At 71.7% G+C, this 15,160-nt stretch carries 13 protein-coding genes and 1 pseudogene; 9 read left to right on the forward strand and 5 right to left on the reverse strand.

The genetic code is table 11. The annotated features are described in order from the left end of the window. The 8 genes and pseudogenes from E1258_RS33490 to E1258_RS20680 form a co-directional block, all read left to right on the forward strand. Positions 1 to 517, forward strand: a pseudogene (locus E1258_RS33490) (serine/threonine protein kinase); the annotation flags it as partial. A 136-nt stretch (positions 518 to 653) separates the two neighbouring features. Beyond that, positions 654 to 1,463: a metal-dependent hydrolase gene (locus tag E1258_RS20650; protein WP_132403831.1), complete on the forward strand. Its 810-nt coding sequence runs from the start codon at positions 654 to 656 to the stop codon at positions 1,461 to 1,463. 187 nt (positions 1,464 to 1,650) lie between these two features. Next, entirely contained in the window at positions 1,651 to 2,778 is a 1,128-nt protein-coding gene (locus E1258_RS20655; protein ID WP_243715591.1) for a LacI family DNA-binding transcriptional regulator, read from the forward strand. Next, positions 2,778 to 4,082: an ABC transporter substrate-binding protein gene (locus tag E1258_RS20660; RefSeq protein ID WP_132403834.1), complete on the forward strand. Its 1,305-nt coding sequence runs from the start codon at positions 2,778 to 2,780 to the stop codon at positions 4,080 to 4,082. Before E1258_RS20655 ends, E1258_RS20660 begins: the two co-directional genes overlap by 1 nt. A gap of 61 nt (positions 4,083 to 4,143) precedes the next feature. After that, positions 4,144 to 5,112, forward strand: a complete 969-nt coding sequence (locus tag E1258_RS20665; RefSeq protein ID WP_132403837.1) for a carbohydrate ABC transporter permease — start codon at positions 4,144 to 4,146, stop codon at positions 5,110 to 5,112. Beyond that, positions 5,112 to 6,014 (forward strand): carbohydrate ABC transporter permease, encoded by a 903-nt coding sequence (locus tag E1258_RS20670; protein WP_132403840.1) that lies wholly within the window; start codon positions 5,112 to 5,114, stop codon positions 6,012 to 6,014. Before E1258_RS20665 ends, E1258_RS20670 begins: the two co-directional genes overlap by 1 nt. Further along, positions 6,011 to 8,248, forward strand: coding sequence for an alpha-xylosidase (yicI, locus tag E1258_RS20675; protein WP_132403843.1), 2,238 nt, complete (start codon positions 6,011 to 6,013; stop codon positions 8,246 to 8,248). Before E1258_RS20670 ends, yicI begins: the two co-directional genes overlap by 4 nt. Next, entirely contained in the window at positions 8,245 to 9,654 is a 1,410-nt protein-coding gene (locus E1258_RS20680; protein ID WP_132403846.1) for a GH1 family beta-glucosidase, read from the forward strand. The genes yicI and E1258_RS20680 overlap by 4 nt, the downstream gene beginning before the upstream one ends. Positions 9,655 to 9,819: 165 nt before the next feature. On the opposite strand, the gene E1258_RS20685 is transcribed toward E1258_RS20680, so the two are convergent. From E1258_RS20685 to E1258_RS20705, 5 genes are all read right to left on the reverse strand, one after another. Then, a complete protein-coding gene (locus E1258_RS20685) occupies positions 9,820 to 10,413 on the reverse strand; it encodes an NTP transferase domain-containing protein (protein ID WP_007071943.1) in 594 nt (197 codons plus the stop codon). A gap of 137 nt (positions 10,414 to 10,550) precedes the next feature. After that, positions 10,551 to 12,245 (reverse strand): bifunctional 3'-5' exonuclease/DNA polymerase, encoded by a 1,695-nt coding sequence (locus E1258_RS20690; RefSeq protein WP_371688649.1) that lies wholly within the window; start codon positions 12,243 to 12,245, stop codon positions 10,551 to 10,553. Positions 12,246 to 12,561: 316 nt separating this feature from the next. After that, positions 12,562 to 13,263: an MOSC domain-containing protein gene (locus E1258_RS20695; protein ID WP_132403852.1), complete on the reverse strand. Its 702-nt coding sequence runs from the start codon at positions 13,261 to 13,263 to the stop codon at positions 12,562 to 12,564. A gap of 45 nt (positions 13,264 to 13,308) precedes the next feature. Next, on the reverse strand, positions 13,309 to 13,806 hold the full coding sequence (locus tag E1258_RS20700; protein ID WP_132403855.1) for a nuclear transport factor 2 family protein: 498 nt from the start codon (positions 13,804 to 13,806) through the stop codon (positions 13,309 to 13,311). Then, positions 13,803 to 14,339 carry a carboxymuconolactone decarboxylase family protein gene (locus tag E1258_RS20705; RefSeq protein WP_132403858.1) on the reverse strand — a complete coding sequence of 179 codons (537 nt, stop codon included), beginning with the start codon at positions 14,337 to 14,339 and terminating at the stop codon, positions 13,803 to 13,805. Before E1258_RS20705 ends, E1258_RS20700 begins: the two co-directional genes overlap by 4 nt. A 112-nt stretch (positions 14,340 to 14,451) precedes the next feature. Between E1258_RS20705 and E1258_RS20710 the strand changes: the two genes are divergently transcribed. Continuing rightward, complete coding sequence (locus tag E1258_RS20710) at positions 14,452 to 15,078, forward strand: ABATE domain-containing protein (RefSeq protein WP_207919643.1); 627 nt, start codon at positions 14,452 to 14,454, stop codon at positions 15,076 to 15,078. Positions 15,079 to 15,160 lie beyond the last annotated feature (82 nt).

Below are 15,160 nucleotides of genomic sequence, written 5' to 3' on the forward strand. Positions count from 1 at the left end.
GCCCTTTCCCTGCCTGCGGCCCTACCCCTTCGGCGAGCCGCCGACGACCGTCCCACCCGCACCGGACGAGCCGCTGCGCCCGCCGGAGGGCTGGGCCTGGTACGCCGACCCCGCCGGGTTCCGGCTCGCCGTGCCGCCCGGCTGGCGGCACTACCGGGACGGGACCGCGGTCTGCTTCCAGGACCCGTCCGCCCGCCGGATGCTGACCATTTCCCCGGCCGATGACCCAGACGTCGCTCCGCTGGCTCAGCTGCGCGCCAACGAGCGCCGCGCGCGGGCCGCGGGCGCCCTCCCCGGGTACGTGAAGATCCGGCTGGCGGAGGTGGCCGACCGGGGGGCGGAGTGGGAGTGCGCCTGGGACGCGCCGATGGGCGCGCGACTGCGGGGGGTGCAGCTCATCCCCCGCGGCACCCGCTCGTGGTCGCTGGCCTGGAGCGGCCCCGACGCGGGGTGGGCCGCCGGCGCGGCCGAGCGGGAGACGATGCGGTCCAGCTTCCGGACCGACGGCACGGCGTGAGCCGACTCGGACAAGCACGTGGCGACCGGATCGCGACACCTTCCCCTGTGGACCGTCCGGGTGATTGCTCCCCGGCGGCGACTCTGCCACAGTGGCGTAGTTTGTGGATCAAGATCCCTGGGGAGGGCGAGGCGTCATGATGGGACCGTCCCACGCACTGTCAGGCGCGGCGGTGTGGCTGACCGGCTCCTGGGCGCTCGACCAGTTCGCCGACTACCAGCAGTCGCCGCTGGCCCTCGCCGTCGGCACCGCGGTCTGCGCCGGAGGGGCGCTCTTCCCCGACCTCGACCTGTCCGGCAAGGTGACCCGCAACCAGGGCGGGGCCACGGTCGCGCGCACCTTCGGGGTGGTCAGCCTCTTCGTCGCCGAGGTGATGGAGAAGATCTCCCTCGGCGTCTACTACGCGACCAAGCTCAGCAAGGACCCGCGCCGCAACAACGGCCACCGCACCCTGACCCACACCATCCCGTTCACCGTGCTGGTCGGTTGGGGCACCACCGCGCTCTGCGCCGCGTACGGCAAACCGGCGGTGGTCGGCATCCTGTTCTTCATGTTCGGGCTGGCCCTGCGCGGGCTGTTCGACCGGTGGGCGGAGCGCGCGGGCTGGGTGATCGTGACCCTGGCCTCGGCCGCCGCCGCCTGGTTCACGTTCGCCAACCTCCCCGGCGACCGGGGGTACCCGCTGATCGGGCTGGCCGTCGGGGTGGGCTGCTTCGTGCACATCCTCGGCGACATGATCACCCGCGCCGGGGTGCCGATCCTCTGGCCGATCCCGATCAAGCGCCGGATGTGGATGATGGTCGGCCTGCCGAACAGCATCGCGCTGCGCACCGGCAGCAAGACCGAGGTGATCGTGCTGCGCGGCGTGCTGACCGCCCTGTCCGTGCTCGCGGCGGTGGGCCTGGTCGCCCCCTCGGTGCTGCGCAAGTTCAACATCGAGATCTGACCCCGCCCCACCAGCCCCGTCGCCGGGCCGGCCCGCGTTCTCGGCGCGGGAACGGCCCGGCGACCCATTTTCGTCATCGGCTATTGACGCCCTCGTAACACGTGACCTACGGTCTGTCGAAACGCTTCGACTAAGCGTTTCGACGCAGGTCAGAAGCCTGCCGGCCAGCCGGTGAGGGAGGTGCGCGATGGCCACGATGCACGACGTCGCCCGGCTCGCGCGGGTCTCCGTCAGCACAGTGTCGTACGTGCTCACCGGCGCCCGCCCCATCTCCCAGGCCACCCGGGACAAGGTCCGCGCCGCGATGGCGGAGCTGGACTACCAGCCGCACGCGATGGCCCGGGGGCTGGCCAGCCGGCGCAGCCGCATCCTCGGCCTGCTCCTGCCGATCGACGAGCGCGGCATGGGCGCCACCGAGACGGCCTTCGTCACCGGCGCAGCCTCGGCGGCCAGCGCGGCGGGTTACCACCTGGTGCTCTCCCCCGTCGACGCCGACGACCTCGACGGCCTGCGGCGGCTGGCCAGCCAGCGCATGCTCGACGGCGCGTTGCTGATGGAGGTGCAGCTCGACGACGACCGGGTGGCCGTGCTGCGGGAGGCGGGCGTGCCGCTGGTCCTCATCGGCCGCACCGGCGACACCACCGGCCTGTCGTACGTCGACATCGACTTCGATCGCACCGTGCGCGACGCCGTCGCACACCTCGTCGGCCTCGGCCACCGCCGCATCGTCTACGTCAACCACTCGGCCACGACCATCGCCGAGGGGTACGGCCCGGCGCTGCGCACCCGCGACGCGTTCGCCGCGGCGATGGCCGAGCACGGGGTCGAGCCGCTGATGATCCCCGCCGAGAACAGCGCGGCCGGCGGGCGGGCGGCCCTGGACACGGCGTTCGGCCGGGCCCCCGACCTGACCGCGATCCTCGCCATGAACGAGAGCGCCGTGTTCGGCATCCTCGGCGGGCTGGCCGGCCGGGGCCTCACGGTGCCCGACGACGTCTCGGTCGTCTCCATGGTCACCTCGCCGCAGGTCGCCGAGCTGGCCACCCCGGCGCTGACCGCGATGACGTCGCCCGGTTCGGCGCTGGGGCGCATCGCGGTCGAGGCGCTGCTGTGCCACCTGGAGCAGGACAGCGCCCCGATCCACCAGCAACTGCTGCCGTGCACGTTGGAGGTCCGCGGTTCCAGCGGGCCTTCCGGTCGTCCGACGGGGGACGCCGCCGGGGACGACGAGCAGGAAGCACAGCCCGCCGCCGCGCTGCCACGCGACGGCGGGCCTAGAGGAGTACCCGCTCGATACTCACGAGGAGAATGGTAATGCAACGATTCCGCACAGTCGTCGCGGCGGTGACCCTGGCCGTCGCCGCGACGGTGTCCCTGACCGCCTGCGGTGACGACGCCGACGAGGGCGCCAGCGGCGCCAAGGTGCTCAAGCTCTGGCACTACGAGGGCGAGACCAGCGCCATGGGCGTGGCGTGGGACAAGGCGATCGAGGTCTTCAAGCAGGAGCACCCCGGCGTCGAGGTGCGCTTCGAGCGCAAGGCGTTCGAGCAGATCCAGCAGAACGCCGGAATGATCATCAACTCGTCCGAGGGCCCGGACATCATGGAGTACAACAAGGGCAACGCCACCGCCGGCCTGTTGTCCAAGCAGGGCCTGCTCACCGACCTCACGGCCGAGGCGACCAAGCGCGGCTGGGACAAGGCGCTCAGCCCCAGCCTGCAGACCACCGCCAAGTACGACGACAAGGGCGTGATGGGCTCCGGCAACTGGTACGGGGTGCCGAACTACGGCGAGTACGTGATGGTCTATTACAACAAGGACCTGTTCGACAAGTACGGGGTGCAGGTCCCCACCACCCTCGACGAGCTGACCGCCGTGATGGACACCTTCGTCGCCAAGGGCGTCACCCCGCTGGGCACCGCCGGCGCCGAGTACCCGGCCGGGCAGCTCTTCTACGAGCTCGCGCTGGCCAAGGCCGACCGGGCGTTCGTCGACAACTACCAGCTCTACAAGAACCCGGTGAACTTCAAGGCCGACCCACTCAAGTACGGCGCGGACACGTTCGCCGAGTGGGTGCGCAAGGGCTACATCGGCAAGGACACCGCCAGCGCCAAGGCCGAGGACATGGGCACCGCGTTCATCGCCGGCAAGACCCCGATGATCGTCTCCGGGAGCTGGTGGTACGGCCGGTTCAAGAGCGAGATGAAGGCGAACTGGGACAGCTTCCTGTTCCCCGGCAACAAGCTGCACGCCGGCTCGTCCGGAAACATCTGGGTGGTCCCGGCGACCAGCAAGGCCAAGGACCTGGCGTACGACTTCGTCGACATCACCATGCGCCCGGAGATCCAGGCCCTGATCGGCAACAACGGCGGCGTCCCGGTGGCCGGTGACCCGACGAAGATCGCCGACGCCAAGGACCGCAGGCTGATCGAGAACTTCAACGCGATCATCTCCACCGACGGCCTTGCCTTCTACCCGGACTGGCCGGTCCCCGGCTACTACGACGTGCTGGTCTCCGGCTTCCAGGGCCTGATCAACCAGTCCAAGTCTCCCGATCAGGTGCTCGACGCGATCGCCAAGCCGTACGACGAGGGCGTCGCGGAGATCAAGCGCGGCTGACGAGGACGCCCGGCGGGCGCGTGCTGAGCGACGCGCCCGCCGGCGCACCGGAGGGATCACCATGGCTGCATCCGACGCCCTCGTCACCCGACGCCGGGCCACACCCACCCCGAAAGCCGGCAGGGGCCCACGCCGTCGGCGTGGCGACGCGGGGTACTGGCTGTACCTGCTGCCCGGCGCGGTGCTCTTCGCGCTGGTCATCGGCGGGCCGCTGCTGTTCACCGGCTACCTGTCGCTGACCCGCTGGTCCGGCATCGGCGACCCGACCTTCGTCGGGCTGGAGAACTACCAGCGCCTGCTCGACGACACCGTGTTCTGGCAGTCGTTCCGCAACACCCTCGCCATGATCGTGGCGATGGTCGTGGTGCCCACCGTGGTCGGGCTGGTGCTCGCGGCGGTGCTGTTCGACACCATCGGGCGGCGGTTCAAGCCGCGTACCGCCAACGCGCTGCGGGCCGCGTTCTACCTGCCGCAGGTGCTGCCGGTCGTGGTGGCCGGCATCGTGTGGGGCTGGATCCTGCGCCCCGACGGAGCCCTCAACGGGCTGCTCGACGCCGTCGGGCTGGGCGCGCTGTCCCACGACTGGCTCGGCGACCCCGACACCGCCCTGCCGGCGGTGATGGGCGTGATGATCTGGGTGCAGATCGGCTACCCGGTGGTGGTCTTCATGGCCGCGTTGCAGCGGGTGGACCCCGAGTTGTACGAGGCGGCGGAGATCGACGGCGCGGGCTGGACCCGCCGGTTCCGGGCGATCACTTTGCCGCAGATCCGGCCGGAGACGTTCGTCGTCGCGCTCACCTGCACCATCGCCGCGATGAAGGTGTTCGGGCCGATCTACGCGCTGACCCGGGGCGGCCCGGAGAACGCCACCAACGTGCCGTCCTACTTCGCGTACTACACGTTCTTCAAGAAACTCCAGGTCGGGTACGGGTCGGCGATCTCGACCGTGCTGACGCTGATCATCGTGGTGGTGGCGCTGCTGTTCATCCGCGCGCAACACCGCGCCGAACGACGGGACGGGGGCGCCTGATGTCCGTCACCATCACTCCCCCCAAGGCCCCCACGGCCGCCGCGAAGCCCGGCCGCCCCGCCCGGGTGCCCGATCGGCACCACCGGGGCGTCGGCCGGTGGACCGTGCTGGCCGTGGTCACCGCCGGGGCGCTGGTCATGCTGGTGCCGTTCGCGTTCATGCTGCTCAACGCGTTCAAGGCGCCCGGGCAGTACTCGACGGACGGGCCGCTGAGCTGGCCGTCGGAGTTCTACACCCAGGGCCTGCGGACGTACTGGACGCGGGTCGACTTCCCGCAGAAGCTGTGGAACTCCACGCTGATCGCCGGCTCGGTCGCGGTGCTCGCGGTCGCCGTGTCGCTGCTCAACGCGTACGCGCTGGGCATCGGCCGGGTCCGCGGCCGGCTCTGGATCGTCGGGGCGTTCCTGCTGGCGAACATGCTGCCGCAGGAGTCCCTGGTGTACCCGCTCTACTACTTCGCCAAGGAGGCCGGCCTCTACAACACCAGACTCGTCGTGATCATCATCTTCACGGTCATCCAGAGCGCGTTCGGCACGTACCTGCTCGCCTCGGTGCTCGGCACGTTCCCCAAGAGCCTGCTGGAGGCGGCGGCGCTGGACGGGGCCGGCAAGTGGACGATCCTGTGGCGGGTCGTCCTGCCCAACGTCCGGCCCACCCTCGCCGTGCTGCTGGTCTTCTTCTTCATCTGGACCTGGAACGAGTTCCTCATCCCGCTGGTGATGCTCATCGACAACCAGACCCAGACCATCCCGGTGGCCCTCGCGTCGTTGCAGGGTGACCGGCTGATGGACGCCCCCACCACCAACGCCGGGGCGCTGATCAGCCTCGTCCCGGCGATCGTGTTCTTCCTCATCTTCCAGCGCACGCTGAGCCGCGGCATCACGGTAGGAGCCGAGAAGTGAAGTTCACCGACGGGTACTGGCAACTGCGTCCGGGGGTCACCGTCCTGCGCCCCGGCACAGTCGAATCGGTGGAGCCGGACGAACGCGGCTTCACCGTCTTCGCGCCGACCGGTCAGATCACCGGGCGGGGCGACACCCTCAACCGCCCGGTCGTCACCGTCCAGTTCTTCTCCCCCGCCCCGGGCGTCATCGGGGTGACCGTCGGGCACCACCGTGGCGGGCTGCCGAAGCAGCCACGCTTCGATTTGGCGGCCGGCGACGACCACTCGGTCACCGTCGAGGTCACCGGCGTCAGCGCGGCGCTGACCACCGGCGAGCTGACCGCCCGGGTCACGCTGGTCGACCGGTGGCGGGTCGACTTCCTGCGCGGCGATCGCCCGGTCACCGCGTCCACCGAGCGCAGCGTCGGCATCGTCACCGACGGCGAGGGCCGCCACTTCGTCCACGATCGGCTGGCGCTGGGCGTCGGGGAGACGATCTACGGCCTCGGCGAGCGGTTCGGCCCGTTCGTCAAGAACGGCCAGACCGTCGACATCTGGAACGCCGACGGCGGCACCGCCAGCGAGCAGGCGTACAAGAACGTGCCGTTCTACCTCAGCAGTGCCGGCTACGGCGTCTTCGTCGACCACCCCGAGCACGTGTCGTTCGAGGTCGGCTCGGAGGTCGTCTCGCAGGCCCAGTTCAGCGTCGAGGGGCAGTCGCTGACCTACTACCTGATCGACGGGCCCACCCCGAAGGACGTGCTGCGCCGCTACACCGCGCTCACCGGCCGCCCGGCCCGCGTCCCGGCCTGGTCGTACGGGCTGTGGCTGTCGACGTCGTTCACCACCTCGTACGACGAGAAGACCGTCGCCGAGTTCATCGACGGGATGGCCGAGCGGAACCTGCCGCTGTCGGTGTTCCACTTCGACTGCTTCTGGATGCGGCAGTTCCACTGGGTCGATTTCGTCTGGGATCCGGCGACCTTTCCCGAGCCGGAGGGGATGCTGCGCCGGCTGCACGAGCGCGGCCTGAAGGTGTGCGTCTGGATCAACCCGTACATCGCCCAGCGTTCCTATCTGTTCGAGGAGGGCCGCCGGGCCGGCTACCTGGTGCGCAACCCCGACGGGTCGGTCTGGCAGTGGGACAAGTGGCAGGCCGGCATGGCGCTTGTCGACTTCACCAACCCCGACGCGGTGGCCTGGTTCTCCGGCAAGCTCAAGGTCCTGCTCGACATGGGCGTCGACTGCTTCAAGACCGACTTCGGCGAGCGCATCCCCACCGAGGTGGTCTGGCACGACGGGTCGGACCCGCAGCGGATGCACAACTACTACGCCTACCTCTACAACAAGGCGGTCTTCGAGCTGCTGGAGGCCGAGCGCGGCGTCGGCGAGGCGATCGTGTTCGCCCGGTCCGCCACGGCCGGCGGGCAGCAGTTCCCGGTGCACTGGGGCGGCGACTGCGAGTCGACGTTCGTGGCGATGGCCGAGTCGCTGCGCGGCGGGCTGTCGCTGTCGGCGTCCGGGTTCGGGTACTGGAGCCACGACATCGGCGGCTTCGAGGGGACCCCCGACCCGGCGGTGTTCAAGCGGTGGATCGCGTTCGGGCTGCTCTCCTCGCACTCCCGGCTGCACGGCTCCGGCTCGTACCGGGTGCCGTGGGCGTACGACGACGAGGCCGTGGAGGTGCTGCGCCACTTCACCCGGCTCAAGCTGCGCCTCATGCCGTACCTGGCGGCGGCGGCCGAGGAGGCGCACCGCGACGGCGTGCCGGTGATGCGGCCGATGGTCGTGGAGTTCCCGGACGATCCGATGGCCGCCTACCTGGACCGGCAGTACATGCTCGGCCCGGACGTGCTGGTCGCGCCCGTGATGAGCGCCGACGGCGAGGTCACCTTCTACGTGCCGGCCGGCACCTGGACGCACCTGGTCAGCGGCGCGCAGCTCACCGGGCCGGCCTGGGTGACCGAGAAGCACGACTACGACAGCCTGCCGGTGCTCGCCCGCCCGGGTGCGGTGATCCCGTTCGGGTCGACCGACGACCGGCCCGACTACGAGTGGGCCGACGGCGTACGGCTGCGGCTGTTCGCACCCGTGGCCGGGCAGCGGACCCGGGTGTGGATCCCCTCGCCCGGCGGCGGCCCGGGCGCCGAGTTCGAGGTGCGGTACGACGACGCGACGGCCGCCGTCGAGCTGGTGGCCGGCGCGTCGTCCGGGTACGGCTGCGACGTGGTGGGATCGGAGGCGAACCGGTGACCCGGGTCTTTCCTGAGGGCTTCGTGTGGGGCTCGGCGACGGCGGCATACCAGATCGAGGGCGCGGCCACCGAGGACGGGCGGGGCCCGTCGATCTGGGACACCTACAGCCACACCCCGGGCCGCACCCACAACGGGGACACCGGCGACGTGGCCGCCGACCACTACCACCGGTGGCCCGAGGACCTGCGGCACATCGCCGAGCTGGGGCTCGCCGCGTACCGGTTCTCGATCTCCTGGCCCCGGGTGCAGCCCGGCGGCTCCGGCGCGTTCAACCGGGCCGGGCTGGACTTCTACTCCCGCCTGGTCGACGGGCTGCTGGAGCGGGGCGTTCGGCCGGTGGCCACCATGTACCACTGGGACCTGCCGCAGGAACTGGAGGACGCCGGCGGCTGGCCGGCCCGGGACACCGCGCTGCGATTCCAGGAGTACGCGGCCGGCGTCGTCGAGGCGCTCGGCGACCGGGTGCACACCTGGACGACGTTCAACGAGCCGTGGTGCTCGGCGTACCTCGGCTACGGCTCCGGGGTGCACGCGCCGGGGCGCACCGAGCCGGCCGGGGCGCTGGCCGCCGTGCACCATCTCAACCTGGCCCACGGTCTGGCCGGCCGGGTGGTGCGCGAGCTGGTGCCGGCGGCGGAGCTGTCGGTGACGCTGAACCTGCACGTGATCCGGCCGGCGTCGGGTTCGGCGGCCGACGCCGACGCGGTGCGCCGCATCGACGCACTGGCCAACCGGGCGTTCCTCGGCCCGATGCTCGACGGGGCGTACCCGGCCGACCTGCTCGCCGACACCGCGAAGGTGACCGACTGGTCGTTCGTGCGCGACGGCGACGAGCGGACGATCGCGGTGCCGCTGGACGTGCTCGGGGTGAACTACTACTCGACCACCCTTGTCCGGGCCTGGGACGGTGTCTCGGCCCGCTCGGACAACGACGGGCACGGCAGCTCGGCGCACACCCCGTGGGTCGGCGCCGACGACGTGGACTTCCTGCCGCAGCCGGGCCCGTACACGGCGATGGGCTGGAACATCGAGCCCGCCGGCATGACCGAGCTGCTGCTGCGGCTGCACCGGGAGCACCCCGACCTGCCGCTGATGATCACCGAGAACGGCGCGGCGTTCGACGACGTGGTCACCCCCGACGGCCGGGTCCACGACGAGCGGCGGCTGGACTACCTGTACCGGCACATCGACGCGGTCGGCGCGGCCATGGACGCGGGCGCGGACGTGCGCGGGTACTTCGTCTGGTCGCTGCTGGACAACTTCGAGTGGGCGTACGGCTACGACCGGCGCTTCGGCATCATCCGGGTCGACTACGACACGCAGGAGCGGATCTGGAAGGACAGCGCCCACTGGTACCGGGGCCTGGCCGGCACGGGCCGGCTCGAGCCGCCGGCGGGCGGCTGAGGCGTGGTGGCGTCGTCAGCCTGAGCGTCCTACCCGGAGCTGCTCGTCCGCCCGGCGGGCGAGCAGCTCCGGCCGGCAAGCACCCCAGGAACCCGCCGTCGCGGCAACCGAGCCCACATCATGACGTCGGCCACCGCCTGACGCGCCCGACTTCGACCCAGGGGGCTAGGCGCCGACGCGCTGGGGCGGGACGGTCAGCCCGTACAGGGCCATCAGCTCCGGGGTGTCGACGCGGCTGCCGTCGGCCACCGAGTCGCAGGAGATGTCGACGATCCGGTCCTTGTGCGCCAGCAGGTACGGCCGGGCACCCACGTCGGCGCTAGCCAGGGTGGCGATGCCGGACCAGTGCCGGCGGCCGAACACCATCGGGTACCCGCGCAGGCCGTCGTAGGTGGCGCAGACCAGCACGTCGGGGTACGGCAGCGCGGCCACCCGCCGCACGGCCGCCGAAGTGAGCCCCGGCATGTCCACCGGGACCACCACCACCGCTTCGACGCTCTCGTCGGTGAGCGCTGCGAGGCCGGCCCGGATCGACGAGCCGACACCCGTTCCCCAGGCACGGTTGACCACCACCGTGGCCCGGGTCAGGGCGGCGGTCCGCCGCACCTGGTCCGCCGCCGCGCCCAGCACCACCACGATCTGCTCGCAGCCCGCCTCGGCCATCGTGTCGATCATCCGGTCCACCAGGGGCTGGTCGCCCTGATGGAGCAGTGCCTCGGGGCCGCCGAGGCGGCGGCCCCCGCCCGCCGCGATGATCATTCCTGCGATTCGCACACCGGGTGCAACGAGCACTCCCTGGATGAGTGTCGGGGCGAAAGGGATATTTGGCGCAGTCGGGACAAGGTTTGCCGCAGCGGTCAGGCTTCCGGGGTAGCAGTCGACGACAGCGTCAGCGGTCAGGCGTCCGCGTAACAGTCGACGACGGACACGTCGAGCGGGAACCGGACCGGGGTGTCGCCGAACAGCAGGGCGGTGGCCCGCGCGCCACTGGCGCGGATCGCCTCGGCCACCTCGTCGGCCTGCCCGGCCGGGCAGTGCACGATCACCTCGTCGTGCTGGAAGAAGACCAGCTCGGCGTCCCTGCCGGCCAGCGCCGTACGCAGGGTGGCCAGCAGCGTGGAGGCCCACTCGGCGGCGGTGGCCTGGATGACGAAGTTGCGGGTGAACCGGCCCCGGGAGCGGGCCGCCCGGGCCCGGGGCCCCTGCGGGTCGACCGCCGCCTCCGGGTCGATGCCGGCGTCGTCGCCGTCGGCGAAGCCGGCCGCGCCGGGCGGGCACGTGCGCCCGAGCCAGGACCGCACCAGGCCGCCGGCCTCGCCGGTGCGGGCCGCCGCCTCCACGTACGCGAAGGCGGTCGGATAGTTGCGCCGCAGCACCGTGAGGGCGGGGACGGCCATCCCGCCGGTCTGCCCGTACATGGCGCCGAGCAGGGCGACCTTGGCCCGGGGCCGGTCGCCGCCGAAGGAGTCCCGGGCCAGGGCAGCGTAGAGGTCACCCGCCCCACCGGCGGCGGCCAACCGGGCGTCGCCGGAGACCGCCGCGAGCACCCTCGGTTCGAGCTGGCCGGCGTCGGCGACGACGAGCCGCCAGCCCGGGTCGGCCACCACCGCCCGCCGGATCACCTTGGGAATCTGCAACGCGCCGCCGCCCCGGGTGGCCCACCGGCCGGAGACGACGCCGCCGGGGACGTACTCCGGGTGGAACCGGCCGCCGCGCACCCACGCGTCCCGCCACGCCCAGCCGTGCGCCGTCCAGATCCGGTAGAGCTCCTTATGCTCCAGCACCAGCGGCACCGCCGGGTGGTCGACCCCGCGCAGCACCCAGGCCCGGGTGTTGGGCAGCTCCACCCCGGCGCGGGCGAACGCCCGCAGCAGCTCGGCCGGGGAGTCGGCGTGCACCTGGCGCACACCGAACGCCTCGGCGATGCGAGCGGCCAGCTCGGCCAGGCGGCGCGGCGGGCCGCCGACCGGGGACGGCTCGCCGAGCAGCTCGGTGAGGATCTCGTCGTGCACCTCGGCCCGCCAGGGCAGGCCCGCGGCACCCATCTCGGTTGCGATCAGCGCGCCGGCCGACTCGGCGGCCACCAGCAGCCGGAACCGGCCGGGGTGCGCGGTGGCGGCGATCCGGTCGAGCTGGTCGGCGTACACCCGGGTGAGGGCCTCGACGCCGGGGCCCGGAGGGCCGGGGAGGGTGTCGAAGAGCGCGCCCTGCCCGTGGCCGGGCGGCTCGGCCGGGCGGGGCGACGGGTCCGGCGACACCGGCGCGCCGGTGAGCCTGGCCCACGCGGCGGCCGGCGAGCGAGGCTCACCCCAGCGGCCGGCGTGCCCGAGCAGCAGCGACTCGGTCAGCTCGACGTCGTGGCAGCGGTCGAGCCGGACCCCTGCGCGCAGCAGCGCCGGGTAGACGGTGGCACCGGAGCCCCAGACCCAGCGGGGGTGCGTCACGGCCTCCCGGGCGGCCACGGCGGCGGCGAGGTCGGCGACCTGCTCGGCCGGGCCGGCGGGGTCGAGGGGCCGCAACACTCCCCCACCCCGGTCGTCCGCCTCCACCGCCACCAGCACGGAGACGATTCTGCCTCCACCCTGCGACACTCCGCGTGCTGCCCGCGCGCCGTGTTGTGCGTCAGGTCACGCTGGTCGTCGCCGAGTGCTTCCATGCCCATCTCGACCGCGCTGCCGCCTGACGACTGACAGGTGTGAACGTTCGCGAAGAGAGTCAGCGTGCTGATCCTGCCGGCCCGACGTGGCGGACCAGGCCGTCGGGGTGGCAACGTCAGGCCGGCGGAGCCAGGCGGTCGACAGCCGGGTGGGTTCCACGAAAGTGCGGGGCCGCTCACTGCTGCTGGCTGGTGCACGGGGACTGAGCGACGTAGGCGAGCCTGAAGGCGTCGCGTCGGGCTGTTGCCGGTCAGGCGCCGGGTCCGGGGTAGGGGGCACCGACGATCCACCCGCCGAGGTGGCGCGGGGTGGCGTTGGTCTCGGTGAGGCGGACCGCGTCGCCGACGCGGATGGTACCCGGGCGTATCACCCAGGCGTTGAGGGCCAGTTCGCCGCCGAAGTCTTTGCGCAGGCGGCGGAAGACGTCGAGGTCTTGACGTCCGGTGTCGGGGTCGATGGTGGTGACGTTGCATCGCACACGCAGGGAGTGCAGCCCGATCACAGCGTCGCCGATGATCAGCGCGTGGCCGGGCCATGTGGCCTCGGCGTCGGCGGGGACACCGCCGAGTAGGAGGTTGGGGCGTAGGCGGCGCACGTCGTGTCCGAAACGGGCGACGGCGCCGTCGGTGGCGACGAGGAGGTTGCCGATGTCGAAGCGTTCCGGGCCGGCGTAGGCCCGCAGTTGGGCGGCGTCCCCGGCTCGCTGGCGGATGAGTGTGGCGGCGTCCGCAGTGTTCCACGGGTGGCCGGCCACCCGTGGAACACCGTCGGCGCCGGTGCTTGCCGGCAGGGTGAGCAGTCCCGGCCGGGTACGCCCGGTCAGCGGACCTCGATGGCCCCGCACGTGCACGAGGCGGTCACCTTGCAAGCCGTCGGTGGTGACGACTGCTTGCCTCAGCTGCTCCCCGGCCAGGGACTTGACCGGGTAGCGCCACAGCGCCGCGACGTGCATGAAGACTCCCGCTGCTTGGAGAACCTGCCGGGTGGGCCGCTGTGCTCAGCGCAGCGGCAGGACGGCGTCGCGTTCGGAGGCGCAGCGGGCACCGTGGATGCGCCGCTCGTCGTCGTCGATGCGGACGTCGTTGATGCTCGCCTCACGTCGGCTCATGTATCCGGCGGCGTCGAACTCCCAGTTCTCGTTGCCGTGGCTGCGCCACCACTGCCCTGTCTCGTCGCGCCACTCGTACTGGAAGCGGACGGCGATCCGGTCAGCGGTGAAGGCCCACAGGCTCTTGCGCAGCGCATAGTCCTGCTCGCGGGCCCACTTGCGGGTGAGGAAGGAGACGATCTGCTCGCGGCCGGCGAGGAACTCGTCGCGGTTGCGCCACTGCGAGTCCGGTGTGTAGGCGGCTGCGACGCGTTCGGGGTCGCGGCTGTTCCAGGCGTCTTCGGCGGCCTGGACCTTGGCCCGTGCCCCGGCCTCGTCGAAGGGAGGCAGCGGCGGGCGAAGAGGTGCGGCAGCCGGAGCCGGGGCTGCTCCTGTGGTCCCGTTCATGCGGTCACGACCGGGAAGTCGATGTCGACGGCGGCGGCCTTGTTGAAGTAGTTGGTCAGCACGTTGAGGGCGACGTGCCCGATGACCTCGGTGATCTCCTCGTCGCTGGCTCCCGCGGCACGCACGAGGTCCAGGTCGTGGGCGCTGACGCTGCCGCGCGCGGTGTTGACGGTGACCGCGAAGGTGAGCAGCGCGGCGATCTTCGGGTCGTCGTTGGAGCCTTTGCGGGCGGCGGTGATGTCGTCGGCGGACAACTTGGCGGCGTGCTCGGCGAGGTAGGAGTGCGCCGACAGGCAGTAGTCGCAAGCGTTGTCCTGGGCCACGGCCAGCGCGAGGCGCTCGCGGGTGGCGGCCTTGAGTGCTCCCTTGCTGAGCGCGCCGGACAGGGCGAGGTAGCCGTCGAGCAGGGCGGGGGCGTTGGCCATCGCCTTGGTCATGTTCGGGGTGACGCCGAGGCCGCGCTGCACGGCGGCGAGCAGGTCGGCGGTCTTGCCGGTGGCGGTGACGGGATCGATCAGGGGCAGGGTGCTCATAAGGTGCTCCTCAGGCAAAGGCAACGCCTTCTAACGCCAACAGCTCATTGCTGCCGTTAGAAGTTGTAGCAGACGAACTCTCACGCTGGCAAGCCGGTGTTACCGTTAGAACATGGATGAGGGAAACGTCGAGGCCGTGGGCACGGTGCTCGTGCTGCCGTCCGAACCCCGGCCGGTCCGCTTGATGAACACCATCTGGGCCGACCGCCACGGCGTACACGAGGCACTCACCGCCCCCGCCGACCTGGCGCGATGGCTGGCAGCAACGGGCCTCGCCCACACCGAGCCCTCTGTGACGGCCACCGACCTTCACACCACAATCGCCCTGCGCGACGCCCTGCGACGCCTGGCCGCCCTGAAAACCCAGGACACGCGGCCCGCTGCCCGCTCCGCGATGCGCGACATCGAGGCAGCCGTCCACGTGGTCAACGAAACGGCAGCCGCCGGTCCCTGCCGTGACACCCTGGATGTTCTCGGCGACCAACTACGCCTACGCCCCACCGCGCCCACCGCGGAGCCGACCATCGCCCTGGCCACCGTGGCCGCCGAGGCCATCGCACTGCTCACCGCGTCCGACCCCGTCCTGGGCGCCTGCCACGCCCCCGGATGCGTCCTCTACTTCATCAAGGACCATCCACGACGCGAGTGGTGCTCCACCGCCTGCGGCAACCGCGCCAGAGCGGCCCGGCACTACCGCCGCCACCGTCCCGCGCCCGACGCCCGCACCGAGGCACCCTAACACCCCCGCAACCGCCCGAACCCCATCACGCCGACCGCGGCCGTCGAACGTACCGACATACAACCGGCGCACTCGCTGACAC

This window comes from Micromonospora sp. KC207 (assembly GCF_004348615.1).
GTDB lineage: Bacteria > Actinomycetota > Actinomycetes > Mycobacteriales > Micromonosporaceae > Micromonospora.

Coding starts and splice junctions, on each gene's coding strand:
- E1258_RS20700 (WP_132403855.1), bottom strand. CDS start 13,806: ATGAACGGGACCACAGGAGCAGCCCCGGCTCCGGCTGCCGCACCTCTT.
- E1258_RS20695 (WP_132403852.1), bottom strand. CDS start 13,263: ATGCACGTCGCGGCGCTGTGGCGCTACCCGGTCAAGTCCCTGGCCGGG.
- E1258_RS20685 (WP_007071943.1), bottom strand. CDS start 10,413: ATGATCATCGCGGCGGGCGGGGGCCGCCGCCTCGGCGGCCCCGAGGCA.
- E1258_RS20655 (WP_243715591.1), top strand. CDS start 1,651: ATGGCCACGATGCACGACGTCGCCCGGCTCGCGCGGGTCTCCGTCAGC.
- E1258_RS20665 (WP_132403837.1), top strand. CDS start 4,144: ATGGCTGCATCCGACGCCCTCGTCACCCGACGCCGGGCCACACCCACC.
- E1258_RS20660 (WP_132403834.1), top strand. CDS start 2,778: ATGCAACGATTCCGCACAGTCGTCGCGGCGGTGACCCTGGCCGTCGCC.
- E1258_RS20670 (WP_132403840.1), top strand. CDS start 5,112: ATGTCCGTCACCATCACTCCCCCCAAGGCCCCCACGGCCGCCGCGAAG.
- E1258_RS20710 (WP_207919643.1), top strand. CDS start 14,452: ATGGATGAGGGAAACGTCGAGGCCGTGGGCACGGTGCTCGTGCTGCCG.
- E1258_RS20650 (WP_132403831.1), top strand. CDS start 654: ATGATGGGACCGTCCCACGCACTGTCAGGCGCGGCGGTGTGGCTGACC.
- E1258_RS20705 (WP_132403858.1), bottom strand. CDS start 14,339: ATGAGCACCCTGCCCCTGATCGATCCCGTCACCGCCACCGGCAAGACC.